This window comes from Kitasatospora sp. NPDC004615 (assembly GCF_042873545.1).
In the GTDB taxonomy this organism is placed as follows: Bacteria; Actinomycetota; Actinomycetes; order Streptomycetales; family Streptomycetaceae; genus Kitasatospora.
The window spans coordinates 398,019-422,544 of the sequence record NZ_JBIALQ010000005.1; the positions used below are offsets into that span (position 1 = coordinate 398,019).

Genomic DNA, 24,526 nt, shown 5'->3' on the forward strand with positions numbered 1-24,526 from the left:
CCCGCACCGACACCGTCGCACAGTGATCAGCTGCGCACACACCGTCGCCACAACCCGAACACGGATGCTAGCGTCCGCCCATGGGATTACGCGGACCGCAGCGCGCCGCCGCGCGCGCGGCGATCGAAGGCCTGCGGGAACTCACCGCGCAGCGCCTGACCACCAGTCAGCTGTTCCGCCATGCCGATGAACTCCTGCGCCCCGTACTGGAGTTCGACGCGGTCTGCTGGCACACGACCGACCCGGCCACCGGGCTGGTCAACTCGGTGCAGAGCGACGACCTCAACCTCGGCCAGTTCGAGGACGCGGTGCACCTGGAGGTGTGGGCGGACGACCTCGCCACCTTCCCGAAGATCCGCAGCAGCGGGGTGCAGGCCGAGACGCTCAGCCGGGCCAGCCGCGGCGCGCCGCAGAACAGCATCCGCTTCCGCGAGCAGATCTCCCGGTACGGCTTCGGCGACGAGCTGCGCGCGGTGTTCGACGCGGCGGGCGGCATGTGGGGCTGCGCCGCCTTCATGCGCGCCACCGACCGCGGCCCGTACCCGGCGCGGCAGCGCGAACTCGCCGACACCGCAGCCCGGTTGCTCGGCCAGGCGCTGCGCACCAGCCACCTCCCGCCGACCGGTCCGGCGCCCGCCGACCCCACCCCCGCCGTGCTGCTGCTCGACCGGCACAACCGGCCGCGCACACTGTCCGGCCCGGCGGAGGAACTGCTCTCCCGGGTCGCCGACCCCTCCCCCACCTCGCTCGACGTGCCGACCGCGATCGCGATGGCCGCCGAGCACGCCCGCCGCGCCGCGCACGGCTTGCCGACCCCGCAGATCCCGGTCCGGATCCGCACCCACGACGGCCACTGGTACCTGCTGCACGCCTCACCGGCCCGCGACGCCCGCGACGCCCGGGCCGGCGGTTCGGCCGCCGACGAGGTCACCGTGGTCGCCACCCCCGCCTCCCCCGCGCACGTCATCCCGCTGCACCTGGCCGCCTACGGCCTCACGGCGCGCGAGCAGGACGTGGCGCTGCTGCTGATCCGCGGCGCCGACACCCGCGAGGTCGCGCAGCGCCTGGCGATGGCCCCGTACACCGTCCAGGACCACCTCAAGTCGGTCTTCACCAAGACCGGGGTGAGCCGCCGCCAGGAGCTGACCGCCCTGATCATGCTGGCCCTCAACCCCGGGCCCTGAACGGTCAGTCGGCCTCGCCCATCAAGCGGTTCAGCCACTCGCGCAGCAGCGCCGTCTCGGCCGCCGTGAACCGGTTCGGCCGCTCGGGCAGGGTCGCGTCCAGGGCGATGGCGAGGGCGGCGGGGGTGAGCTGCTCGGGAGCGGGGGCCGGGGCGCAGGTGATGGCGGCGAGGACGGTCTCGCGGGTGCGGACGGACAGCGCGACGTCGCGGGTGGCGGGCGGTTCGGCGATCAGCGTCAGGGTGACGCCGAGGGCGGCGGCGCGGAGCATCTGCGCGGCCATCGGCACGGGCAGGCGCAGCCGGCCGTCGCGGGCGACGCGTTCCAGCATCGCGGTGAGCATCCGGCCGGCCCGTTCGGCGGCCTCGACGGCCTCGCCGGGGCGGGCGGCGTTGTACATCAGCGTGTAGAAGGCGGGCTGGGCGAGGCCGAATCCGACATGCAGGTCCCAACCGCGGCGCAGGTCGTCGACCGGGTCGGAGCCGGGCGTGCGGGAGGCCTTCTCGGCGAGGTAGCGGGCGAAGCCGTAGTTCACCACGGCGTCCAGCAGGCCCTGCTTGTCGCCGAACAGCCGGTAGAGGGTCGGCGCCTGCACGCCGGCGGCGGCGCCGACGGCGCGGGTGGACATGGCCTCGCTGCCGCCCTGGGCGAGGAGTTCGGCGGCGGCGGCGAGGATGCGTTCGCGGGGGTCGGCGGGGGTGTCGGCGCTGCTCATGTGGAGCAACGTTACCGGAATCTTGTTAGCGCTGGATTATCAGTGCTACGGTCCTCTCGTTAGCATTGATACCGAGCGAACGGGGAACCTCTCATGGACACGCGCACCCTCGGCACCGACGGCCCGGTCGTCTCCGCCCTCGGACTCGGCCTGATGGGCATGTCGGACGCCTACGGCGCCGCCGACGACACCGAATCCGTCGCCACCGTCCACGCCGCGCTCGACGCCGGCATCACGCTGCTGGACACCGGCGACTTCTACGGCATGGGCCACAACGAGATGCTGCTGCGCGACGCCCTGCGCGGGCGCGACCGCGACAGCGCCGTGATCAGCGTCAAGTTCGGCGCCCTGCGCGACCCGCTCGGCGCCCCGCTCGGCGTGGACGCCCGCCCGGCCGCCGTGAAGACCTCGCTGGCCTACTCGCTGCGCCGCCTCGGCACCGACCACATCGACATCTACCGCCCGGCCCGGCTCGACCCGGCCGTCCCGATCGAGGAGACCGTCGGCGCGATCGCCGAGATGGTGCGGGCCGGACTGGTCCGCCACATCGGCCTGTCCGAGGTCGGCGCCGAGACGCTGCGCCGCGCCCACGCCGTGCACCCGATCGCCGACCTGCAGATCGAGTACTCGCTGCTCTCCCGCGGCATCGAGGCCGAGATCCTGCCGACCGCCCGCGAGCTCGGCATCGGCATCACCGCCTACGGCGTGCTCTCCCGTGGCCTGCTCTCCGGCCACTGGAGCCGGCAGCGCGAGCTCGGCGAGCGCGACTTCCGCGGCTTCAGCCCGCGCTTCCAGGGCGAGAACCTCGACCACAACCTGGCCCTGGTCGAGGCCCTGCGCGCCGTTGCCGACACCAAGGGCGCCACCGTCGCCCAGGTCGCCATCGCCTGGGTCGCCGCCCAGGGCAAGGACGTCGTCCCCCTGGTCGGCGCCCGCCGCCGCGACCGCCTCGCCGAGGCCCTCGCCGCCGGCACCCTCGACCTGACCGCCGCCGACCTCACCGCCATCGAACGGGCCGTCCCCGCCGACTCCGCCGCCGGCAGCCGCTACGCCGCCCCGTTCATGGCCCAGCTCGACAGCGAACGCTGACCGCCCCCGAGGCCGTCGCATGGCCGCCATAACAGCAGGCGTAAGTCAGTTGATCACCTGCCGCCCGTGCCGATACCAATTGCCCGTGATTCAAGGCGAATTGATCGGGCTGCGCGCCCGACACGACAGCGACATCCCGGTCCTGCACTCCGAGCTGTACGAGGACGTGGCCACCCGGTCACGCGCCGACTCCCGCCCCTGGCAGCCCATCTCCGCCGCGTCGGGCCACTCCCCGTTCGTGGTGCCCGGGCCGTCCGACGAGGCGGCCTGCTTCTCCGTCGTCGAGCTGGAGTCGCAGGAACTGGCCGGCGAGGCCCTGCTCTGGGGCATCGACACCCACAGCCGGACGGCTCATCTCGGCCTCGCCCTGCGCCCCGCGTTCCGCGGCCGCGGCCTGGCCGTCGACATCGTGCACACCCTGTGCGAGTACGGATTCCTCGTCCGTGGCTTCCAGCGCCTCCAGCTCGAGACACTGACCGACAACACCCCGATGCTCGCCGCCGCGGCCCGCGCCGGATTCGTCCTGGAGGGAACCCTACGACGCGCCGCCTGGGCATACGGCGGGTACGCGGACCAGGCCGTCCTCGGCCTCCTCTCGGACGAGTGGAAGCCCCGCGAAATCAAGCCCACCCGATAACGAAACAGCCTCGGAAGCAGCCCCGGGCACTCCCCTGCGGAGTGTCCGGGCACGCTCTGCGATCCGGCCGGTCCGGTGGTTCCCCAACAGGTCGCAACCGTGTCCGCGTGCTCAGCCGGGGCGGTGACCCACGGCGGCGAACATCGTCACCGACAGGTGAAAGGCGCCCCGGTCGGCGGCGGCGGTGAGGTCGGCGTACAGCCGGTCGCGCTGTTCCTCGGAGATCAGACCCCGGTCCAGGGCGGCGGTGGCGAGGCCCTGCACGATCGGCAGGCTGACAGTGCGCGGGTCGTGCAGGAGGACGTCGGCGCCGGTGCGGTCGACGGTCAGGCCCGCGTCGGTGAGCCACTGGGTGAGACGGCGTCCGGCGTCGGAGGTGGCGGCGGTGCCCTGGGCGATGGTGGCCAGCGCGGGCAGGACCGCCGGGTCGACGGGGTGGAGCACGAAAGTGGACCAGTCGGTGTCGAGCAGCGCGACCCTGCCGCCCGGGCGCAGAACCCGGGCGATCTCGGTGACGGCCCGCGCCGGTTCGGACAGGTGCTGGAGGACGCGCTCGCACCGGACGGCGTCCAAACCCGCGTCGGGCAGCGACAGGGCGAGCGCGTCACCATCCACGAAGCGGGCCCGGCTGCCGGCCTCCGCCGCGCGCCGTTCCGCCTCGGCGCGCAGGCCCGGGTGGGGTTCCACGCCGATCGCGGAGCCGTCCGGGCCGACGTCCTCGGCGAGTACCTGGGTCTCCGAGCCGGTGCCGGAGCCGATGTCCACCGCCCGCTCGCCCGGCATTGCGGCGAGGCCCGCGCGGGCCCAGGCACGCAGCCGACGCACGCCCGGGTTGGCAGCCTGGGCGTCCAGCGCGGCGATCAGCCGGTCCGTGACCGCCGGGTCGGTGTTGGCCGCGTGGAACGCCGATGTGGGGCGCCGATCGGTCATGGCTCCACTGTAGGCATGCCCGCACCGGCCGGCCCCGCGCCTCCAGTGCACAGGCGCGGTGACGCGCCTCCTCCGCCTCGTTCAACCGCTTCGCATCCCGTCCCGGCGCGGCCGTGCGCGCCCGGGCCGCAACCGGCGCACCCACTCCCGCAACCACATCGAACGCCTGCCGGTGAGCACCTTCGAGCGCTCCCGCTCCCAGGCCCGGCTGCCACTGCGGCGGCCGTGGACCGCAGCCCGCCCGCAACGCCGGGTGCGCCGCAGGAGTGCTGACCGGAGCGTGAGTGCGGGAGCCCGAGGCGGAACTGCTGAACCGCGTGCTGCGGGACGCGCTGGCCGCCGTCGAGGAGGGCGTGCTCGTCCGCAGGTGAGCTGCGGGCTCAACCGGTGAGCCGCAGCTCCTCGGCCCGGCAGCTCGGGTGGAGGAGCTGCCCGTGCCGCTTGACCGCGTTCCCGGCGACCAGCACGGTGTTCACGACGGCGCGGTCCATGGCACAGACCACCGTGCCCACCGGGTCGTGCGCCGGCAGTACGCCCGACCGTCCGGGGCGCCGCCGAGATGCAGGGCGGAGCAGCGGGAGACCTGGCGGGCCATCAGTCACGGGACAGCCTTTGGTCGGCCTCAGCGGGTGGCGAGCAGGTATTCGTGCTCGGGGCGGCCGGTGTCCCCGTAGCGGAGGGACAGGCGCAGTCGGCGGTCGCGGGCCAGGTGCTTGAGGTAGCGCTGGGCGGTGGAGCGCGACAGGCCGGTGGCGTCGGCGACCTGCTGGGCGGACAGTGGCTGCCCGGCGTCGCGCAGGGCCCCGAGGACGAGGTCGGTGGTGGGCGCGCTGTGGCCCTTGGGCAGGGCGGTGGCCGGAGAGGCCGCGGTACGCAGGGCGGCGAACATCCGGTCGACCTCGTCCTGGGAGGTCTCCCGGGCGGCGGGTCCGGCCAGGGCGTGGCGCAGGTCGGCGTAGGCGGTGAGTTTGTCGCGCAGGCCGGCGAAGCTGAATGGCTTGACCAGGTACTGCAGGGCGCCGTGTTGCATCGCCTCGTGGACGGTGGAGACGTCGCGGGCGGCGGTGACCATCATGACGTCGCAGCGGATGCCGGCTTCACGCAGGCGTCGGACCAGGGCCAGGCCGCTTTCGTCGGGCAGGTGGTGGTCGAGCAGCACCAGGTCGACGGGGGCGCGTTCGAGGACGGCCAGTGCCTGGCCGGCGCTGTGCGCGGTCCCGGTGACCCGGAACCCCGGGATCTTCGCGACGTACGCGGCGTGTACGTCCGCGACCCGGAAGTCGTCGTCGACCACGAGGACGTCAATCATGCGTTCTCCACGGTGTGCAGGGCCTCGGGCAGTTCGACGGTGAAGCGGGCCCCGCCGAGAGCTCCGGTGCCGACGGCGAGTCGCCCGCCGGAGCGTTCGACCAGGCGGCGTACCAGGGCGAGGCCGAGGCCGCGGGGGCGGTGCGCGGGGGCGCCCTTGCTGGTCCAGCCCTCCTCGAAGATCCGCTCGCGCAGGTGCGCCGGGACGCCGGGGCCGCTGTCGGCGACCTCGGCCAGCACGGTGGGGCCGACGGCGCGCAGCCGCACCTCGACGGCGCCGCCCGGCACCGCGTCCAGGGCGTTGTCGACCAGGTTGCCGACCACGGTGACCAGGGTCCGGGCGTCGACGGCGGCGTCGGGCAGGTGGCTGTCGGAGGTGACGGTCAGCCGGATGCCGCGTTCGGCGGCGACGGCGGCCTTGCCCGCCAGCAGGGCAGCCAGGTGCGGGTCCTGGACCTGTGCGCCGATCCGGGCGGCGAGCGCGGCGTGCGAGCCGGACTGCTCGGAGATGAACGCGGCGGCCTGGTCGTGTCGGCCGAGTTCGAGCAGCCCGAGCAGGGTGTGCATCCGGTTGGCGTGCTCGTGGTCCTGCGCCCGCAGAGCCTCGGTCAGCCCCCGGGTGTGGTCCAACTCCCTCACCAGGTACTCCAGTTCGGTGCGGTCGCGGAGGGTGATGACGGCGCCGCCATCGGCGGGGGCGGTCCGGTTGACGACCAGCACCCGCTCGTCGCGGACGGCCGGCAGGTCGGCGCCCTCGATCCGCCCGGTCAGCGCGTCGGCGAGCCGGCCCGGCGGCAGGACCTCGTCGACGGTGCGCCCGGCGCAGTCGGCCGGCAGCGCGAGCAGGCGCAGCGCCTCGTCGTTGGCCAGGCGGATCCGGCCGGAGGCGTCGAGCGCCAGCATGCCCTCGCGGATGCCGTGCAGCATGGCCTCGCGCTCGATCAGCAGGGCGGCGATGTCGGCGACCGCGATGTTGTGGGTGCGGCGCTTCAAACGCCGGGCGAGCACCAGCGTGGCCGCGAGGCCGACGACCAGGCCCGCGCCCGCGCACAGCAGGATGCCGCCGGCCATCGACAGCAGCTGGCCGCGGATCGAGTCGTCGCTGAGGCCGACCGACACCTCGCCGACGATCCGGCCGTCGGCCAGGCGCAGCGGCACCTTGCCGCGGGCGGTGCGCCCCAGGGTGCCGTCCTGGATCGCGGTGACGCTCTCGCCGCGCAGCGCGGGTTCGGGGTCGGTGGAGACCCGCAGGCCGATCCGGGTCGGGTCGGTGTGCGAGAGCCGGATGCCCGCGGTGTCGGTGATGACGACGAACTCGGCTCCGGTGGAGCGCCGCACCCGTTCGGCGACGTCCTGGGCGGTGTCCGAGTCGCGGGCGGCCGCGGCTGCGGCGACGTTCGGGTCGGTGGCGGTGACCTGGGCGATGGCCAGCGCCCGCTGCATGGCCGCGCGGTCGAGTTCGCGGCTGACCGGGGCGAGGAACAGCCCGGCGGTCAGGGCGCTGACGCCGACGGTCACGACCGTCTGGGCGAGCAGGAGCTGGGCGAAGACCCGGCGGGGCCAGTGGGGGCGCCTCATCGCGGTCTCCTTCCGGCGCGGCGGGGCGAGGGTGCAGGTCACCCTATGTTTCCGGGGTGTTTCTGTCAGCCCCCGCCCCCGTTGTTGTAGCGGAAGCAAAACGAGCACAACACCCCTCAACGCCGCAAAGCCGCGATACGCCCGCAAGGCTCCCGCGCCGCTCCCGCTGCTCGTAGCGTCCCGGTCCACAGCAGCGGGCCGGCGTGGGAGCCGGCCGAGGAGGAGGTGGTTCACGTGGACCCGCACAAGGCCGGGGCCGTCCCGGCGATCGAGTTGACCGGGGCGACCAAACGCTTTCGGACGCCGTCCGGCACCCTGCACACCGCCGTCCGGGAGCTCGACCTGACCGTCGCCCCGGGCGAGTTCGTCGCCGTCGTCGGCCCGACCGGCTGTGGCAAGTCCACCACGCTGACCCTGGTCAGCGGCCTGGAGGAACCCACCGAGGGCGAGGTGCGGGTGTACGGCGAGCCGGTGTCCGGCATCAACGGGCACGTCGGCTTCGTCTTCCAGCAGGACGCCGTCTTCCCGTGGCGCACGGTGCTCTCCAACGTCATGGCCGGTCCCCGCTTCCGCGGCGTCCCGGCCGAGCAGGCCCGGGAGAAGGCCCGCGACTGGCTGGCCCGGGTGGGCCTGTCGGCGTTCGAGGACCGCTACCCGCACCAGCTCTCCGGCGGCATGCGCAAGCGCGTCGCGCTGGCCCAGACCTTCGTCAACGACCCGCGGATCCTGCTGATGGACGAGCCGTTCTCCGCACTCGACGTGCAGACCCGGGCGCTGATGTCCGACCAGTTGCTGGAGCTGTGGGCGGGCACCGGCTCGTCGGTGGTCTTCGTCACCCACGACCTGGACGAGGCGATCGCGCTGGCCGACCGGGTGGTCGTGATGACCGCCGGCCCCGCCACCGTCAAGGAGATCTTCACCGTCGACCTGCCGCGCCCGCGCACCGTCGAGGCCGTCCGCCTGGAGCCGCGCTTCGTCGAGCTGTACCGCGAGATCTGGGCCTCGCTGGGCGAAGAGGTCCGCATCACCCGTGAGAGAGGAGCGGGTCGTGCCGCTTGAGACCGCCCCCGCCCCTGCCGCGCCCGCGGCCACCCGCACCGAGATCCGTGAACGGGCCGCCCGCAACCGCAAATTGGGCGTGTACGGGGCCCGGGCCACCGTGCTGGCCGCCTTCCTCGGCCTGTGGGAGGTCTGCTCCCGCACCGGGGTGATCGACCCGTTCAACTTCTCCCAGCCGTCAAGGATCTGGGACCAGATCTGGCAGTGGATCACCCACGGCACCGCGCAGGGCTCGCTCGGCGAGCAGATCGGCTACACCCTGTACGAGGCGCTGACCGGCTGGGTACTGGGCGTGGCCGGCGGTGTGCTGCTGGGCATCGCGCTGGGCCGCGTCCGCTTCCTGGCCGACGTGTTCGGCCCGTACGTCAAGGTGCTGAACGCGATCCCGCGGATCGTGCTGGCACCGATCTTCCTGATCTGGTTCGGCCTCGGCCCCGCCTCCAAGGTCGCCTCCGCCGTGGTCCTGGTGTTCTTCCCGGTGTTCTTCAACGCCTTCCAGGGCGCCCGCGAGGTGGACCGCAACCTGGTCGCCAACGCCCGCATCCTGGGCGCCGACAACCGCAAGGTCACCCTGCAGGTGGTCATCCCCGCCGCCACCACCTGGATCTTCACCAGCCTGCACGTCAGCTTCGGCTTCGCCCTGATCGGCGCGATCGTCGGCGAGTACATCGGCGCCACCAAGGGTCTGGGCCTGATGGTCGCCGCCGCCCAGGGCACCTTCAACGCGGCCGGCGTGTACGCCGCGATGACCATCCTGGCCGTGGTCGCGCTGCTGACCGAGGGCCTGCTGACCTTCGCCGAGAAGCGGCTGTTCCGCTGGAAGCCGGCCGACACCGGCGACGGCCGCTGACCCCACCCCACCCGTTCCCCCTTCACCCCGAGAGGCTCCCCCCACCATGCGCAGAACCGCTGCCGCCGCCCTCGCCGCCGTCCTCCTGCTGCCGCTGGCCGCCTGTGCCAACGACGCCGCCACCTCGCACAACGGCGCCGCCCCCGCGGGGAAGAAGGTCGACGGCCCCACCGTCAAGATCATGGTCGGCGGCCTGGACAAGGTCATCTACCTGCCCGCCATGCTGACCCAGCGACTCGGCTACTTCGCCGACGCCGGCGTCAACGTCGAACTGCTCAGCGAGCCGGCCGGCGTGAACGCCACCACCGCGCTGCTGGCCGGCGACGTACAGGGCGCCGTGGGCTTCTACGACCACACCATCGACCTGCAGGCCAAGGGCAAGAGCGTCGAATCGGTCGTCCAGTTCGCCCAGGCCCCCGGCGAGGTCGAAGTGGTCTCCGCCAAGCAGGCCGACGCGATCAAGACCGGCGCGGACTTCAAGGGCCGCAAGCTCGGCGTCACCAGCATCGGCTCCTCCACCGACTTCCTCACCAAGTACCTGGCCGTCAAGAACGGCGTCAGCGCGAACGAGTTCAGCCCGATCGCGGTCGGCGCCGGCCAGACCTTCATCGCCGCGCTCCAGCAGGGCTCGATCGACGCCGGCATGACCACCGACCCGACGGTGGCGAACATCCTGTCCAAGCAACTCGGCACCGTCCTGTACGACATGCGCACCCCCGAAGGCTCCCGGGCCGCGCTCGGCGGCCTCTACCCCTCCTCCTCGCTCTACATGAACACCGCCTGGGTGAACGGCAACAAGGACACCGTCCAGAAGCTCGCCAACGCTTTCGTGAAAACCCTGAAGTGGATGAACACCCACACCCCGGAGGAGATCGCCGCCCAGATGCCCGCCGACTACGCCCAAGGCGGCGCCGCCGAGTACGCGGCCGCGATCAAGGCCACCCTGCCGATGTTCACCACCGACGGCCTGATGCCCGCCGGCGGCCCGGAGACCGTGCTCTCCGTGCTGGCCGCCTTCCACCCGGACGTCCAGGGCAAGGAGTCCACCGTCGACCTGTCCAAGACCTACACCACCGAGTTCGCCACCAAGGCCACCGGCTGACCCTCCCGCCACCGGTGACGGTCCCGAGCCCTCCGCACAACGGGCGCGGGACCGCCGGGCGGACAGTGGCGAAATCGGATCAGCCGAACAATCGGCGCACGGCAGGCGGTTGAGCGCCGAACCGCTGGCGATCCTGCGGCGGTCGATGGGCGAGGAGAACGGGTACGGGCCCCGCCGGCATCGCCGAGCGGGCCTGTCAGCCGTACACCGGGTCGCCGGGCTCGGGGTGCGGGTAGGCCTGCGTGCTCGCCGCCCCCGCACCGGGTGTCCTGCGGGCGGCCCTCGGTCCGGGGGCTCTTCACCTGGTCACGGCCCCGCCCCTTCGGGTGCGAGCCGCCGCCCTTTCCCCGCCCGCCACTGCCCGAACGCGGGTGATGGAGACCGTCGCCACGCTACGCCCTCCTTCGTGACGCGAGCGCAAGTGCCCGCCACCGGCGTTCGTTCTGACCGAGGGTCAGGCCGCCGACAGCCCGCAGTTCATCCCCGTGCTGCGGAAGGTTCGGGCCCGCGGGCCGGTCGGCCGACCCCGCACCCGTCCCGACGCGGCCGCCGGGGACAAGTCCTGCGACCGCGGCGTTCATGCTGCCGCACATAGTCCAGCTCTGCGATCACTTCCACGCCGGAGCCGGTTCCGGACCGGCCTCCCCGAGTGAACCGCGCCCACACCTCGGCGTCAAGACTTAACGGCAACGCTGATGAAATGTCAAAGGCCAAGCCCTGAAAGCACATTGAGCATTCAAGAACCGAATCCACAGGGCTTGACGTGACTGGTTCAGACCTTTTAGGTTCACGCCACAGCCAGCCCGAAGGCCACCGCAGAATCCGGGCACCGCACCAGGAACTCCCTCGCGCCGCCGATCCGCCCACTGCACGACCAGGCCCCGCCGATGTACCCGTCCAACCCGCCGACAGGCCCCGGCGGCCCCTCCCGCCCCATGGCTTCGCACGCCCACACGACAGGCGGCCCCACCGCCGGCGCATCCCCCAGGCACCACGCCATGAACGTCCCCTTCCCGCGGCTCACCCCCACCGAAGGAGCGACACCATGCCCCGCCGACCCACCCCCCGGCGGCTCCCCCGAGCCGTCCTCGCCCTGATCGCCCTCCTGCTCGGCGCCCTCTCCCCCGCCGCTCACGCGAGCGCCGCCGCACCGGACTTCAAGGTGATCGCGTTCTACAGCGGCACCTGGGACGCCGCCCACATCGACTTCGACAAGGAAGCCAACGCCTGGTTCCCCCAGGCCGCGGCTGCCAACAACTTCACCTACACCGCGACCACGAACTGGGACCTGCTGGCCAACGGCGGCGTCGACGCCTACGACGTCGTCCTGTTCCTCGACGACGCCCCGCAGAGCGCCGCCCAGCGGGCCGGCTTCGAGCGGTACATGCGCGGCGGTGGCGCCTGGCTCGGCTTCCACGTCTCAGCGTTTACCACCGACGCCTCGAGCTGGGACTGGTACTACAACCAGTTCCTGGGCAGCGGGAACTTCCGCTCCAACACCTGGGGCCCCACCACCGCCGTCCTGCGCACCGAGAACGGCACCCACCCCGCCGCGGCGTCGCTGCCGGCGACCTGGACCTCGGCCGTCAGCGAGTGGTACGCCTGGTCGAACAACCTGCGGGCCAATCCGAACATCAAGGTCCTGGCCTCGGTCGACCCGTCCAGCTTCCCGCTCGGCAGCGACCCCAACCAGGCCTGGTACAGCGGCGACTACCCGATCATCTGGACCAACACGCAGTACCGCATGCTGTACGCCAACTTCGGCCACAACGCCATGAACTACAGCACCAACACCCGTACCTCCTCCACCTTCGCCTCCGCCACCCAGAACCGGATGCTGATCGACTCGCTGAAGTGGCTGGGCAAGGCTCCGGCCACGACCGACCCCTGGTACACCCTCACCTCGCAGGCCAACGGCCTGTGCGTGGACGCCCGCGCCGCCGCCACCGCCAACGGCACCGCGATCCAGCAGTACACCTGCAACGGCACCACCGCCCAGCACTTCCGCACCACCGCCACCGACAGCGGCTACGTCCGCCTCGCGGCCCGCAACAACCCCGACCAGGTCATCGACGTCACCGGCGTCTCCACCGCCGACAACGCGCCCCTGCAGCTGTGGACCTACGGCGGCGGCGCCAACCAGCAGTGGCGGCCCGTCACCGAGGCCAACGGCGCCCAGCACTTCGTCGCCCGCCACAGCGGCAAGTGCCTCACCGCCGCCACCACCGCGGCCACCAACTCCGTCCAACTCGTCCAGCGCACCTGCGACAACTCCGCCGCCCAGAGCTTCCGCCTCACCGCACAGCCCTGACCCGCCGGGCACACCGCCGGGCGGGTCACCGTACGCCCGGCGGCGCTGCCGCACAGCCCGCACCGGCGCGTAGCACACCACCGCGCGGGCCGGGTGCGCCTGGTGTTCACCGCCAACACCGGCCGGCCGGCGGGCCAGGTGTCCCAACTCCAGGTCTACGCCTCCTGATCCGTGCCCCTGCGCCCTGTCGCACGGGCTCCCGGTCGGAAGAGCCCCCTGTCCGGTCCGTGGACGGCACCAGACCTCCTCAGCCCAGACCTCCTCAGCCCAGACCCCGCTCATGTCACAGACCTGCCTCTCTGTAAGGAGTTGCCTTGATCCGCTCCGTTGTCCGCCGCACTCTGGCGGCAGCCGTCGCGCTGCCCGCCACCGTCGCGGCCATGCTGGTGGCCGGCGCCGGCCCGGCCTCCGCCGCGGCCAACCCCGGGCCCGGCTTCCCGGCCCACTTCGCCGCCCCGTACCTGGAGACGTGGAATCCGACGTCGGTGCTGACCGACGTCCGCAACGCCGGACTGAAGTACGTCACCCTCGCCTTCGTGATCAGCGACGGCAGCTGCAACGCCACCTTCAACGGCAACGTCTCGATCACGGACGTGTCCTGGACCAACGCGGTCAACGCGCACCGGGCGGCCGGCGGCGACGTGATCGCCTCCTTCGGCGGCGCCGGCGGCACCGAGCTGGGCCAGGCCTGTACCAGCGTCTCCGCGCTGCAGGCGCAGTACAAGCGGGTGGTGGATGCGCTCAACCTGACCCGGATCGACCTGGACATCGAGGGTGCCGCCCTCAACGACACCGCCGCGAACGACCGCCGCAACCAGGCGCTCGCCCAGCTTCAGCAGGCGCAGGCCGCGGCCGGCAAGCGCCTCGACGTCAACTACACCCTCCCGGTCAACCCCACCGGTCTGGAGTCCAACTCCCTCAGCCTGCTCAACAACGCCAAGAGCCGCGGTCTGACGGTCAACGCCGTCAACATCATGACGATGGACTACGGCCCGGCGATGGACATGGGCCAGGCCGCGATCAACGCCGCCAATGCCCTGCACACCCAGCTCGGGCAGATCTGGAACACCAAGACCTCCGCGCAGCTGTGGGCGATGGAGGGCAACACCCCGATGATCGGGGTCAACGACTCCACCGTCGAGGTGTTCTCCACCGCCAACGCGCAGGCCCTGGAGTCCTTCGCCGCAGCCAACGGCATCCAGATGCTGGCGTTCTGGGCCCTCGGCCGCGACAAGGCCTGCGCCAGCAACGGCACCCTGTCCGACAGTTGCAGCGGCACCTCGCAGTACCCCTGGCAGTTCGCCCAGACCTTCAACCAGATCACCGGCGGCACCACCACCCCGCCGCCGAGCGGCCGGACCGGCCAGATCACCGGCTACGGCGGCAAGTGCGTGGACGTCGCGGCCGCCAACTCGGCCAACGGCACCGCGATCCAGCTCTACGACTGCAACGGCACCGCCGCGCAGTCCTGGACGGTCGGCACCGACGGTACGATCCGCGCGCTCGGCAAGTGCCTGGACCTGACCTCGGGCGGCACCGCCAACGGCACCCAGGCCCAGCTGTACGACTGCAACGGCACCGGCGCCCAGCAGTGGCAGGCGCAGTCGAACAAGACCCTGGTGAACCCGGCCTCCGGCCGCTGCCTGGACGCCACCGGCCCGTCCTCCGCGAACGGCACCCGGCTGCAGATCTGGGACTGCTTCGCCGGTGCCAACCAGCAGTGGACCCTGCCCGCCTGACAGCCCGCCGACCGGACGCCCGGCACGCACCTGCCGGGCGCGCCCCACCCCCTGTTTCGGCACCGCACGTCCTGACGCTCCATCACCCCTGAACAGGAGCACAGCACTTGAAACCCACTCCGCCGCGCCGACGGGTTCTTCCCCTGAGTGCGACCGCCGGCCTGCTGGCCTCCACCGCGGTCCTGCTGGCCCCCGCCCCCGCCGCCCTCGCCGCCGTCCCCACCACTGCGAGCACCCTCGTCGCGCAGAACTCCGGCAAGTGCGTCGATGCCGCCAACGCCGCCACCGCCAATGGCACCGCCGTCCAGCAGTACGCCTGCAACGGCACCGGCGCCCAGCAGTGGCTGGCCCAGGACCTCGGCAACGGCTACGTCCGCATCAACGCCTCCGCCAACACCGCCCAGGCCCTCGACGTCACCGACGTCTCCACCGCCGACGGAGCCAGGATCCAGCTCTGGGCCTACGGAGGCGGCCTCAACCAGCAGTGGCAGGCCGTCCCCGAGGCATCCGGTGCCTACCACTTCGTCAACCGCAACAGCGGCAAGTGCCTGGACATCCCCTCCGCCTCCACCGCCGACGCCGTCCAGCTGCAGCAGTACACCTGCAACGGCACCGCCGCCCAGTCCTTCACCTTCGGCGCCACCTCCACCACCCCCAACCCGCCCGGCACCCCCGACTTCGGCCCCAACGTCGCCGTCTTCGACCCCAGCACCCCCCAGGCCACCATCCAAGCCAAGCTCAACCAGGTCTTCTCCCAGCAGGAGAGCAACCAGTTCGGCACCCAGCGTCAGGCCCTGCTCTTCAAGCCCGGCAGCTACAACGTCAACGCCAACGTCGGCTTCTACACCCAGGTCGCGGGCCTCGGCCTGTCCCCCGACGACGTCACCATCAACGGCGCGGTGCACGCCGAGGCCGACTGGTTCCAGGGCAACGCCACCCAGAACTTCTGGCGCTCCGCCGAGAACCTCTCGGTCAACCCGACCGGCGGCGCCGACCGCTGGGCGGTCTCGCAGGCCGCCCCGTACCGGCGCATGCACGTGCGCGGCAACCTGCAGCTCGACGACGGCGGCTGGTCCTCCGGCGGTTTCATCTCCGACTCGAAGATCGACGGCCAGATCAACTCCGGCTCCCAGCAGCAGTGGCTCTCCCGCAACTCCCAGTGGGGCAGCTGGGCCGGAGCCAACTGGAACATGGTGTTCGTCGGCGACGTCAACGCCCCCGCCAACACCTTCCCCAACCCGCCCTACACCACCGTCGGCCAGACCCCCGTCGTGCGCGAGAAGCCCTTCCTGTATGTCGACGCCGCCGGCGCCTACAAGGTCTTCGTCCCCGCGCTGCGCAACAACACCACCGGGATCACCTGGGCCGGCGCCCAGCAGGGCACGTCCCTGCCGATCGACCAGTTCTACATCGTCAAGCCCGGCGCCGGCGCCGCCGACATGAACACCGCCCTCGCCCAGGGCAAGAACCTGCTGGTCACCCCCGGGGTCTACCACCTCAACCAGGCCTTGAACATCACCCGGCCCGACACCGTCGTCCTCGGCCTGGGCCTGGCCACCCTCGTCCCCGACAACGGCATCACCGCCGTCAACGTCGCCGACGTCGACGGCGTCAAGGTCGCGGGCCTGCTCATCGACGCCGGCACCGTCAACTCGCAGACGCTCATGCAGATCGGCGCCGGCACCGCGAGCGCCGTCGACCACAGCGCCAACCCCACCTCCTTGCACGACGTGTTCTTCCGCATCGGCGGCGCGGGCGTCGGCAAGGCCACCCAGTCGCTGGTCGTCAACTCCAACAACGTCATCGGCGACCACATGTGGCTGTGGCGCGCCGACCACGGCAGCGGCGTCGGCTGGACCAGCAACACCGCCGCCAACGGGCTGATCGTCAACGGCAACAACGTCACCCTGTACGGCCTGTTCGTCGAGCACTACCAGCAGACCCAGGTGATCTGGAACGGCAACAACGGCCGCACCTACTTCTTCCAGAACGAGCTTCCCTACGATCCGCCGAACCAGGCCGCCTGGATGAACGGCGCCACCCGCGGCTTCCCCGCCTACAAGGTCGCCGACTCCGTGACCAACCATGAAGCCTGGGGCCTGGGCTCCTACGCCTACTTCAACGTCAACCCCGCCGTGGTCGAGGAGCACTCCTTCGAGGTGCCCTACCGCTCCACGGTCCGCTTCCACGACATGGTGACCGTCTCGCTCGGCGGCACCGGCACCATCGCCCACGTCATCAACTCCACCGGCGGCCCCTCCAACTCGGCCACCAACGTGGCCAACCTGGTCGCCTACCCGTAGACCACAGCGCACCGGTCGCCCCCTCCCCTTGCCGGGGGGCCGACCGGTGCACTGCCGCAGACCCGTCGTCGATGCCGACCCCCACTTTTCCAGGGCTTCGCACGGTAGAGCACAGAGACGAGGCAGGACATGAAGGTCGCGTTCGGGTGGAAGCTGCACGGGGACGGCCGCGCCCCGCAGCCCGGGGCGGTGGTGAAGCCGAACGAACGGCTGTCGTGGGGGCGCACGATCGGGCTCGGCGCGCAGCATGTCGTGGCCGGAGGCCTCCTCAGGTCGGCCGGTTGTGCCTGCCGGTCAGGGTGTCGTGCAGAACACCGAGGCCTCCAGGTTGCGGGGCCCCTCCGAGTGGTTCGTGCCCTGGGCGGTCCAGCCCGTCGCGGTCGGGCCCGACCCGTTCAACAGGGCATCGAGACCGATGTCTGCGCCCCCGCCCGTCGGCACCTGCCCGGCGGGGCACTCCGCATGGGCCGTCCCCACGGCTCCGGCCGCCACGCTGACGACGCTCACCCTGAGGGTGGGCTGCGTGTCGGAGCAGACGGCGAACGCCCGGACGTACGACAGCGGGGCGTCCGGGGAGAAGTCCGTGTACTTCGCGCCCGCCGTCCATGACCTGACGGAGGACCAGTCCGACCACATGACGAACGTCTTGGGTCCGGCCTGCACTCCGCCGCCCACCACGAACTGGGTATTGCTGCAGCCCGCCCCGTTGGCCGAGTTGAAGTCCCCGGGGTCGATGGAACTGTCCGGCCCGACACTGAAGTTGATGCTGCTGTCCGTCGTGCAGATCACCCGGGGGTGCACCGTCTGCACCTCGTCGCTGGCGTTGTAGGCGTGCACCACCCACCTGTTCCGCTCCGGGTCGGGAGCCGACTCCTGGAAGTAGACCGGGGCCAGCGGGTCGGACTCGACCGCCGCGCCTCCCCCGCTGGGCTTCGTCCCCTGCGGGCAGTACGCCGCCGCCGTCCCTTCCCTGCCGGGATAGAGGATGATCGGATGGCCCGGTTCCTGTCCCACGGAGCGGGTCACCGATGCCCCGCTCCCGTCCGCACGGGCGGACGGGAGCGAGACGGGGAGCAGTGCGGCAAGAAGCACACTGGTCGTCAGTGCGATGTTTCGAAAACGCCGGATTCCGATCATTTGCGACCTCCTCGCGGTCCGGTTGTAGAACAGACGTTCCCCGCCGCCCATCCGCCGAGAGTGGTGACCGCCCGGATGCCTCCCTCATTCACCCGGTCGAACGCGAGTGCCCGAGCGCCGTCAACTCCGCTGCGTGATCACCCAGCAGGCCATGCTCCCGATTCCACGCACCGAGCGTCCGGGCGCAGGCCGAACGCCCTGGTACACCGTGGGTGGGCGATGGGCCACTGAGTGGCTTCTTCGACGGTGCGCAGGGTACTGGTGGCCTTGTCGAGGTCGGGGTGGCTGGTCCAGCCACAGTCGTAGCCGTCGAAGACCTCAACGAACCGGACGCCGTGTTCGCGGGCGACGGCAGGGGTGCCGGCGTTGTAGGCGACGGCGGTTCGGGCGAGGGTCGCGGCTTCGGCCCACGCGCGGACGGGCATTCGTGCGCCGCCCCGGTGGACGACCCGGTCGAGTGAATGCGCGGCGGCGAGTTGATCAGCGAGTGCCTTGGCGGCCTGAAGTGCGGTGCAGCCGGTCAGGGCGGTGGGGATCTGCTGGCGTGCGGCGGCACGGGCGGCCCGTTAGAACTGGCCGGAGCGGCGGACGGTCTGCTGGGAGTGGCGGAGCATGTCCGTGTAGGTGTCGGTGGTGAGGGCTTGCAGGGCGTGCTGGTGGCTGCTGGTCCAGGTGAAGGCCGTGCCGAGGGTGGCGGCCGCGGTGGCGGCTCCTTGCTCGTAGATGGCGGGCATCGTCTGGTGGGCGAAGTCGGGGGCGGCCGTTTCGACGGCCCATTGGAAGCTTCAGGCGTTCTCCCAGCCCGGCCGCCCGGCCGCCGACCCAGGGGTCGGCCGGTCGGCGTCTCGGGTGGGCGCGAGGAAGCGAGGCGCCCGATTCTACGAGCCGAGCCCCGAGCCCCGAGGGGGGTACGGCGCCGCCCGGCCGCCATCCAGCACCTTCAACTCCCATTTCATGGAAGGTCTGGTCGACTGTGCATGGAAGTGGGGTCTCCCGCACAGCTCGTGGGTATCGAATCCAACCGAGCGACAGGAAGCGTCTGGTACCGCCGCCTTCCATGTCCGTCTCCGCGCCGTTGTCGTCCCACTCCGCCGCTGAGACGTACTCGCGGCGATCGTGTTCGTCGCCAGGTCGGGAAGCATCTGGTGCCGGCACCCGCCTCGGGTCGTGGTGGCAGACCGCCTGCCGGTGCTTCGCCCGCTGGAGCCGCGCCCGGGCGACCCCGGGGCGCGCCGACCGGTCCAATCACGGCTGCGGCTCGGCTCCTTGAGGCTGGATCGCCGAATGTCGTCCTTGGTTCGGGCGGGCTCCGCACAGGCCGGCTCGGATGCCGCCGATGCATGACTGCACCGACCCAACTGGTCCCTCCCACGGCCCATTTGAGGCCGGACATTTCTCGCCCCACGGCCTCCTCCCGACGTACCAGCACAGGTTGCGGGCGGCACCGGCCGGGTGTGTTTTGAAGGCACAACCCCCCTTCCACTCGCCGAAAGGTGATTCGACGATGTTCAGAAGCCGTCCGCACCCCGCCCCGAAAAGGCTCCTCGTCGCCCTGACCGCCGTCGCACTCCTGCTGGTCGGGTTCGGGGTGTACGTGACGGACCGGGCACCGTCCGCCTCGGCCAGCCCGAGGTCCGCCATCGTCACCGGCGGGCTGTCGGTCAGCGTCATGCCGAGCAGTGTCACCGTCGGCGTCGGCACCGTGTCCGCCACCATCCTCTACACCTGCACCGACACCGCCGCCCCGGGCGGAAACGCCGCGCTGCGCGTCGAGTTCGACCAGCACGGCAACGACGCGTCCGCGGAGGTCGCCGTCCCGTGCGGCATCGCGAACGTGAACAAGACGCAGACCGTGACCGCCACTCAGGTCGGCATGAGCGGCACCCAGGAGATCACCGTGGTCGCCGGCCTGACCGACGGCCCCGTGACGGCCGTCGACACCGCCGACACCGTCACCGGCGGCATCTACGTGCACCTCGACCCGTCCGCGACCTTCCCGGGCAACGGCACCGTCACCCGCACCGGCTACTACAACTGCGCCACCGGCACACCCACCCCGACCTCGGCGATCATCAACCTCGACCAGGTCCAAGCCGGCAACCTCGCCGCCGCCGGAGAAGGCGTGGTCACCGTCCTCACCTGCAACGGCGCCAACCAGACCTTCAACATCAACATCACCAGCTGCACCGGAAACGGCTTCACGGCCGGCACCCCCCTTGCGAGCCAGGCTGTGATTCCCACGATCGGCGGGGGCGGCAGCTTCACCGGCCGCAGCACCATCGACTACTCGCTCCTCATCGGCTGACCGAGGACGTCCGGGCACGCCGACCGGATACCGGCGCGCCGACGCCCGGGCCGCCACACGACCCGCGCCCCGGTGCCGCCCGGTCACGGCTACAGCGGGCGAAGTCGGCGCCGTCCCGCTGATCCGCTTGCGGCGCGGCCCCGGACGCCGCAGGCCCGGCAGGCTGCACGGCGACAAGACGACCACCGGTTCATCCCGCTCCTACCTGCGCCGACGCCGGATCCGGCCCGCGTCACCCGCCAAGGCACCGAATCCGTCCAGCGTCTCGGCCGGCACCGATGGGTGATCGAGCGCCTCGTCAACACCGGGGAACTGCTGTGGTCCGGCAAACCGGCCGTCCCGTTCGACGGCCCGGCCAACGGCTGGTCCCTGACCGGACAGGAGTTGACGGAGTTCCGGGAGCCCGTGACCGCCACGATCAACGCGATATGGGCCAACGGCACTCTTGCCGAAGCGAATTGGCTGCGGTGGAAGGTCGTGATGCCCGGGCAGGTCGATCGACTCCTCAAGTGGGCCGAAGACCCCAGCAGCGAGGGCCAGTTCCGCGCGTGGATGGGCTGGCGGTCACTCCAGCTGGGCTGGCGGTCACTCCAGCTGCTGGCCTTCGGAGGCTTCCGCCCGAAGCGGCCCTGTCAGGCTGCGGTCTGGGCCACCCTCACGTTCGTCAGGAGTTCTTCGACGCCGTGGTTCACCCGGCGTTCGACGCGGGTTCGCCCGAGGTGGTGGCCGCATTGGCCCAGCCGGGCGGATTTGCGTCACCCAGGATGCACTTTCAGACGGGCTGGCACTTCGAAGGCAGGAATGGCCCGGAGCCTTGGAATCGCATGGCAGAGTTGGGGTCATGGCACACGTGAAATGTCACATGGCTAACGGTGCCTGCCTCCGAACGGTTTCTCGCATCGTCTGAAGGAGAAGACCATGAACCGCATCACCCGCATCGCGGTGGGCGCCGCCGGTGCCGCCGCCCTGCTCACGGCGCCCGTGCCGGCCTTCGCCGCCGCGAGCGGCGCCGACACCGCCGCCGCCACGGTCACGACTTGCAAGTACGCTCTCCAGGCCGGGTTGGCGACGTACGCCTGCGCAGACGTCACCGGCAGCAGCGTCGTGATCTACGGGAAGATCGGCCTTGCCGGCCCGCCCGACGGGCCGGTGTCGTGGCAGACCCTGTACACCAACCTGTCGGCCGAGGTGGTCGGCGGCAACTCGCTCGGCTCCGTGAGCGGGAGCACGCCGTTCCACTCCACCACGGTGCAGGTGAACGGCTTCACCGCCACCGCCCCGTGCGGTTCGACAGTGCGTGCGACCTTCTCGGTGCAGGGAAGCGGCCCATACGGCACTCGGCCGGTGGTGGAAGTTCCGGTGACTTGCTGACGCTTCATCAATGTGCGAGCTGAGCCCGGGAGTTGTCGGCATCCCGGGCTCGGCCGCCGTGGCGGCCCGCATGGACCTCGTCCGCCGCAGAGGCCCACATGGATGCCCCGGCTCACACATCCCCGGGGATGCGTGAGCCAGGGCATCCGGGCTCACGCGCCGGTCAGTACCGGGTGGTGACGGTGACGCCGCTGAACGCGGTCTTGCCGTAGAGGGTGATATAGCGGTAGCCGGCCGCGGTGTTGGTGACGGTCACGGTCTGGGTGGTGCCGCTGTTCGTGGAAGAGGCGGCGTAGTCCGTGTTCGAGGCCCAGCGGTCCGGACTGTAGTAGAGGTAGGCGGTCCCGGTGCCGCCGGTGGTGGAGACGGTCAGCGTGGTGGTGCCGGCCGGCATGTAGATGTACATCAGGTCCGAGCTTCCGGCGTCGGCGGAGCGGCCGCTGCGGAAGCAGTTGTAGTCCATCTTCCGGGCGTCGGGGTCGGTGCAGGCCGCCGGTGCGGCCGGCGCGGTGACGGTGACGGTCCGGGTCGTGGTGGCCGTCCTGCCGTTGCTGTCGGTGACGGTGAGGGTGACGGTGTAGGTACCGGCAGCGCGGTAGGACTTCGACGGGGAGGCCGCGGTACCGGTGGTGCCGTCGCCGAAGTTCCAGGCCCAGCCGGTGATGCTGCCCTTGCCGGCGGTCTCGGTGGAACGGTCGGTCAGCTGGACGTTCAGGTCCCGCACCGCGACGTCGAAGGCCGCCTTCGGGGTGCCCGCGGTAAGGCAGGTGTCGGCGGCGCAGGTGTCGACCCACCTGGTGAAGTCGGCGTCGTAGGCGGTGCCGATGCCGTTGTAGTACGCGTAGGCGCGGGCGTAGTCGCCGGTGCGGAAGTAGCCGAGCATGGTCTGGACGACGCCCGGGTAGCGCTCGATCATGTAGCGGGCGGCCAGGTAGCCCCAGTGGTAGGTGCGGACGACGTCGCTGTTCAGGTACGTGCTCTGGAGCAGGGTGCTGAGCGCGTAGGTGTGCTTGGGGGCCCAGGAGACCGCGTTGAGGTCGGTGACGCCGCGGTAGGTGTAGGAGACGTACTCGGCGACGCCCTCGATCCACCACAGGTCGGGCACGCTGGTCTGCTGGTAGAAGTCGCCCTTCATGTCGTAGCGGGCGTCCAGGACGTGGGCGTACTCGTGGTTGAGGTTCCAGATCCGGGCGGTGAAGCCGTTCTCGTTCGGATGCCGGTACATGAGGGAGACCGGCTGGTTGGCAGGGTCGGTCGGGATCCCGGTGAGGGTGACCCCGCCGTTGTTGGTGTTCGCCTCGTACATCGCACCGGCGTAGGTCTGGTAGTCGGCCTGGCTCGCGAAGACCACGAGCTGCACGGACGACTCGTACTGGCCGGGGATGGGGCCGTTGTCGCGGACGAGGTTGTGGAAGTACGCGTCCTCGCCCTTGAGATCGGCGCAGACGGCGGCGAGTTCGGCCGCGGTGAGGTCCTGGGCCAGGACGGTGAGGGTGGCGTTGCAGGTCTGCCTGATCGGCAGCACGGCCTTGGTCAGCTGCTGCTTCAGGTCGCAGACGCCGTAGTAGGAGCACTGGTCCTTGTCGAAGAAGGCGGCCATGTTGGCCGTGCCGACCCACAGCGGGGCGGTGGGACCGGTCATCGACGAGCTGTCGAGCAGGGCCTTGGCCAGCGGGCGGATCCTGGCCTGGAACGCCGGGTACTTGACGAACCGGGTCAGCTCGATGCCGGCGTTGGAGACCAGGAAGCCGGGGTAGGTGCCGAGCAGGTCGTGGTGGGTGCGGGTGAACGCGTCGAGGGTGTCGATGATGCCCGGGTCCGCGGTCACCGCGTCGACGAAGGACTTGTTCTCGTGCCCCCGGTCCAGCGCGGCGAGGGCGCTGTTGACGTACGTGAGCAGGTTCTTCGAGCTGTCGTACGCGCTGGTGTAGCCGTTCAGCACCTGCCGGTAGGTGTTCAGGTAGCGGCCCTGCTGCCCGGCGCTGTCGGTGAGGATGATGACGTCGTTGGCGACCTGGCCGTTCGCGTCGGTGACGTCCGCGGCGTGCGGGCCGGCCAGGAAGGCGTCGATGCCGCGCGTCACGGCGGCGGTCAGCGTCGCGTCGTAGGGGCCGACGTGCGCGAGGTCCCTGTCCTGCACGTAGTAGCCCGCGCGCAGGTACAGGACGACCTGCCAGGTGGCGGCGGAGTTGTCGCCGGGGTAGGAGGCGGCGGCGCTCTGGAAGGCGTCGGCCATCGTCGCCATCTGGCTCTGGCGGAACAGCGCCGAGGCGTACGGGCTTCCCGCGGTGTAGAACAGCGAGCCGATGCACTGGGGGGTCGAGGCCTTGACGTAGGACACCAGAGCGGCCCCGGTCCTACTGGCGAAGTCGGCCGGGGTGCACGACTGGGCGGTGGCCGACCCCTCCGCGAGCGCGCGCGGTGCGGCCTTGGCCAGGCCCTTGTCCGGGCCGGTCTCCACCGGCGCCGTGACGGACAGCGGGTTGACCAGCGGCAGCTGCGCGGCCGTGAGCCGGCGGGACTGCGGCGCGCCCGGGCTCTCGGGATCGGCGAACGGACTGCCGGGAACCTCCGACGAGCTGCCGGAAGGCTGCTGCGGGCCGGCAGCGACCGGTGCGGGGGTGACCGGCATGGAGGCGGCCTGGCTCGGTCCGACGGATATGCCGAGCAGGACGGTGCCTGCCGCGGCAGCCGCGGCCAGCAGCCTGGACATGCGTGAGAGCTGACGCATCGTCTATTCCTTTGTGGGGGAAGCACGAACGGAGCGCCCCGGACATCGGGACGTGGGAGGCATCCGAAGCGCGTGACGCACCGTCTCACAAGACCGGCGGAGCTATCAATAGGGTGTGACATGTCACCTGTCTCGGTTCACCTCTGCCGAGAACGGCGGCCCTGGCACACCAGGGGA

19 protein-coding genes and 1 pseudogene are annotated in these 24,526 nt (G+C 71.4%); 12 read left to right on the forward strand and 8 right to left on the reverse strand.

Annotation, left to right across the window (positions count from 1 at the left end):
• Positions 1–80: 80 nt before the first annotated feature.
• The gene (locus tag ACFYS8_RS19760) at positions 81–1,184 is read left to right on the forward strand and encodes a helix-turn-helix transcriptional regulator (protein ID WP_387642794.1); all 1,104 of its coding nucleotides are present in this window, start codon (positions 81–83) and stop codon (positions 1,182–1,184) included.
• 4 nt (positions 1,185–1,188) lie between these two features.
• Here the strand turns inward: ACFYS8_RS19760 and ACFYS8_RS19765 are convergent, their stop codons facing one another.
• The gene (locus ACFYS8_RS19765) at positions 1,189–1,899 is read right to left on the reverse strand and encodes a TetR/AcrR family transcriptional regulator (protein ID WP_387642795.1); all 711 of its coding nucleotides are present in this window, start codon (positions 1,897–1,899) and stop codon (positions 1,189–1,191) included.
• Between the two features lie 93 nt (positions 1,900–1,992).
• Between ACFYS8_RS19765 and ACFYS8_RS19770 the strand changes: the two genes are divergently transcribed.
• Together ACFYS8_RS19770 and ACFYS8_RS19775 are read left to right on the forward strand one after the other, a co-directional pair.
• Positions 1,993–2,988 (forward strand): aldo/keto reductase, encoded by a 996-nt coding sequence (locus ACFYS8_RS19770; RefSeq protein ID WP_387642796.1) that lies wholly within the window; start codon positions 1,993–1,995, stop codon positions 2,986–2,988.
• An 85-nt stretch (positions 2,989–3,073) separates the two neighbouring features.
• Positions 3,074–3,625 (forward strand): GNAT family N-acetyltransferase, encoded by a 552-nt coding sequence (locus tag ACFYS8_RS19775; protein ID WP_387642797.1) that lies wholly within the window; start codon positions 3,074–3,076, stop codon positions 3,623–3,625.
• 111 nt (positions 3,626–3,736) lie between these two features.
• Here the strand turns inward: ACFYS8_RS19775 and ACFYS8_RS19780 are convergent, their stop codons facing one another.
• The 3 genes from ACFYS8_RS19780 to ACFYS8_RS19790 all read right to left on the reverse strand — a co-directional run bounded on the left by ACFYS8_RS19780 (position 3,737) and on the right by ACFYS8_RS19790 (position 7,441).
• On the reverse strand, positions 3,737–4,555 hold the full coding sequence (locus ACFYS8_RS19780; RefSeq protein WP_387642798.1) for a methyltransferase domain-containing protein: 819 nt from the start codon (positions 4,553–4,555) through the stop codon (positions 3,737–3,739).
• A 622-nt stretch (positions 4,556–5,177) separates the two neighbouring features.
• Positions 5,178–5,864, reverse strand: a complete 687-nt coding sequence (locus tag ACFYS8_RS19785) for a response regulator (RefSeq protein WP_387642799.1) — start codon at positions 5,862–5,864, stop codon at positions 5,178–5,180.
• Positions 5,861–7,441 carry an ATP-binding protein gene (locus ACFYS8_RS19790; RefSeq protein WP_387642800.1) on the reverse strand — a complete coding sequence of 527 codons (1,581 nt, stop codon included), beginning with the start codon at positions 7,439–7,441 and terminating at the stop codon, positions 5,861–5,863. Before ACFYS8_RS19790 ends, ACFYS8_RS19785 begins: the two co-directional genes overlap by 4 nt.
• A gap of 234 nt (positions 7,442–7,675) precedes the next feature.
• Here ACFYS8_RS19790 and ACFYS8_RS19795 point away from each other — a divergent pair, with 234 nt between their 5' ends.
• From ACFYS8_RS19795 to ACFYS8_RS19825, 7 genes and pseudogenes are all read left to right on the forward strand, one after another.
• Positions 7,676–8,500, forward strand: coding sequence for an ABC transporter ATP-binding protein (locus ACFYS8_RS19795; protein WP_387642801.1), 825 nt, complete (start codon positions 7,676–7,678; stop codon positions 8,498–8,500).
• Positions 8,490–9,350, forward strand: coding sequence for an ABC transporter permease (locus ACFYS8_RS19800; protein WP_387642802.1), 861 nt, complete (start codon positions 8,490–8,492; stop codon positions 9,348–9,350). Before ACFYS8_RS19795 ends, ACFYS8_RS19800 begins: the two co-directional genes overlap by 11 nt.
• A gap of 46 nt (positions 9,351–9,396) precedes the next feature.
• A complete protein-coding gene (locus ACFYS8_RS19805) occupies positions 9,397–10,452 on the forward strand; it encodes an ABC transporter substrate-binding protein (protein ID WP_387642803.1) in 1,056 nt (351 codons plus the stop codon).
• A 413-nt stretch (positions 10,453–10,865) separates the two neighbouring features.
• A pseudogene (locus tag ACFYS8_RS19810) lies at positions 10,866–11,102 on the forward strand (hypothetical protein); the annotation flags it as partial.
• A gap of 395 nt (positions 11,103–11,497) precedes the next feature.
• Positions 11,498–12,763 (forward strand): ThuA domain-containing protein, encoded by a 1,266-nt coding sequence (locus ACFYS8_RS19815; RefSeq protein WP_387642804.1) that lies wholly within the window; start codon positions 11,498–11,500, stop codon positions 12,761–12,763.
• A 314-nt stretch (positions 12,764–13,077) separates the two neighbouring features.
• Positions 13,078–14,502, forward strand: a complete 1,425-nt coding sequence (locus ACFYS8_RS19820; RefSeq protein WP_387642805.1) for an RICIN domain-containing protein — start codon at positions 13,078–13,080, stop codon at positions 14,500–14,502.
• Positions 14,503–14,609: 107 nt separating this feature from the next.
• Positions 14,610–16,805: an RICIN domain-containing protein gene (locus ACFYS8_RS19825; protein WP_387642806.1), complete on the forward strand. Its 2,196-nt coding sequence runs from the start codon at positions 14,610–14,612 to the stop codon at positions 16,803–16,805.
• A gap of 294 nt (positions 16,806–17,099) precedes the next feature.
• On the opposite strand, the gene ACFYS8_RS19830 is transcribed toward ACFYS8_RS19825, so the two are convergent.
• The 3 genes from ACFYS8_RS19830 to ACFYS8_RS19840 form a co-directional block, all read right to left on the reverse strand.
• A complete protein-coding gene (locus tag ACFYS8_RS19830; RefSeq protein ID WP_387643049.1) occupies positions 17,100–17,831 on the reverse strand; it encodes a hypothetical protein in 732 nt (243 codons plus the stop codon).
• 248 nt (positions 17,832–18,079) lie between these two features.
• The gene (locus tag ACFYS8_RS19835; RefSeq protein WP_387642807.1) at positions 18,080–18,367 is read right to left on the reverse strand and encodes a hypothetical protein; all 288 of its coding nucleotides are present in this window, start codon (positions 18,365–18,367) and stop codon (positions 18,080–18,082) included.
• Between the two features lie 141 nt (positions 18,368–18,508).
• A complete protein-coding gene (locus tag ACFYS8_RS19840) occupies positions 18,509–18,676 on the reverse strand; it encodes a hypothetical protein (RefSeq protein WP_387642808.1) in 168 nt (55 codons plus the stop codon).
• A 770-nt stretch (positions 18,677–19,446) separates the two neighbouring features.
• On the opposite strand from ACFYS8_RS19840, the gene ACFYS8_RS19845 reads away from it, so the two are divergent.
• Positions 19,447–20,247, forward strand: coding sequence for a hypothetical protein (locus tag ACFYS8_RS19845; RefSeq protein ID WP_387642809.1), 801 nt, complete (start codon positions 19,447–19,449; stop codon positions 20,245–20,247).
• A 918-nt stretch (positions 20,248–21,165) separates the two neighbouring features.
• The gene (locus ACFYS8_RS19850) at positions 21,166–21,618 is read left to right on the forward strand and encodes a hypothetical protein (protein ID WP_387642810.1); all 453 of its coding nucleotides are present in this window, start codon (positions 21,166–21,168) and stop codon (positions 21,616–21,618) included.
• A 163-nt stretch (positions 21,619–21,781) separates the two neighbouring features.
• Here ACFYS8_RS19850 and ACFYS8_RS19855 read toward each other — a convergent pair whose 3' ends face one another.
• On the reverse strand, positions 21,782–24,349 hold the full coding sequence (locus tag ACFYS8_RS19855; RefSeq protein WP_387642811.1) for a collagenase: 2,568 nt from the start codon (positions 24,347–24,349) through the stop codon (positions 21,782–21,784).
• Between the last annotated feature and the right edge of the window lie 177 nt (positions 24,350–24,526).

What these genes read in the sequence shown, in the direction of transcription:
- ACFYS8_RS19760 (WP_387642794.1), top strand. Translation starts at nt 81, where the DNA reads ATGGGATTACGCGGACCGCAGCGCGCCGCCGCGCGCGCGGCGATCGAA.
- ACFYS8_RS19765 (WP_387642795.1), bottom strand. Translation starts at nt 1,899, where the DNA reads ATGAGCAGCGCCGACACCCCCGCCGACCCCCGCGAACGCATCCTCGCC.
- ACFYS8_RS19770 (WP_387642796.1), top strand. Translation starts at nt 1,993, where the DNA reads ATGGACACGCGCACCCTCGGCACCGACGGCCCGGTCGTCTCCGCCCTC.
- ACFYS8_RS19780 (WP_387642798.1), bottom strand. Translation starts at nt 4,555, where the DNA reads ATGACCGATCGGCGCCCCACATCGGCGTTCCACGCGGCCAACACCGAC.
- ACFYS8_RS19785 (WP_387642799.1), bottom strand. Translation starts at nt 5,864, where the DNA reads ATGATTGACGTCCTCGTGGTCGACGACGACTTCCGGGTCGCGGACGTA.
- ACFYS8_RS19790 (WP_387642800.1), bottom strand. Translation starts at nt 7,441, where the DNA reads ATGAGGCGCCCCCACTGGCCCCGCCGGGTCTTCGCCCAGCTCCTGCTC.
- ACFYS8_RS19805 (WP_387642803.1), top strand. Translation starts at nt 9,397, where the DNA reads ATGCGCAGAACCGCTGCCGCCGCCCTCGCCGCCGTCCTCCTGCTGCCG.
- ACFYS8_RS19815 (WP_387642804.1), top strand. Translation starts at nt 11,498, where the DNA reads ATGCCCCGCCGACCCACCCCCCGGCGGCTCCCCCGAGCCGTCCTCGCC.
- ACFYS8_RS19835 (WP_387642807.1), bottom strand. Translation starts at nt 18,367, where the DNA reads ATGCCCGTCCGCGCGTGGGCCGAAGCCGCGACCCTCGCCCGAACCGCC.
- ACFYS8_RS19840 (WP_387642808.1), bottom strand. Translation starts at nt 18,676, where the DNA reads ATGCCCGCCATCTACGAGCAAGGAGCCGCCACCGCGGCCGCCACCCTC.
- ACFYS8_RS19845 (WP_387642809.1), top strand. Translation starts at nt 19,447, where the DNA reads ATGTTCAGAAGCCGTCCGCACCCCGCCCCGAAAAGGCTCCTCGTCGCC.
- ACFYS8_RS19850 (WP_387642810.1), top strand. Translation starts at nt 21,166, where the DNA reads ATGAACCGCATCACCCGCATCGCGGTGGGCGCCGCCGGTGCCGCCGCC.
- ACFYS8_RS19855 (WP_387642811.1), bottom strand. Translation starts at nt 24,349, where the DNA reads ATGCGTCAGCTCTCACGCATGTCCAGGCTGCTGGCCGCGGCTGCCGCG.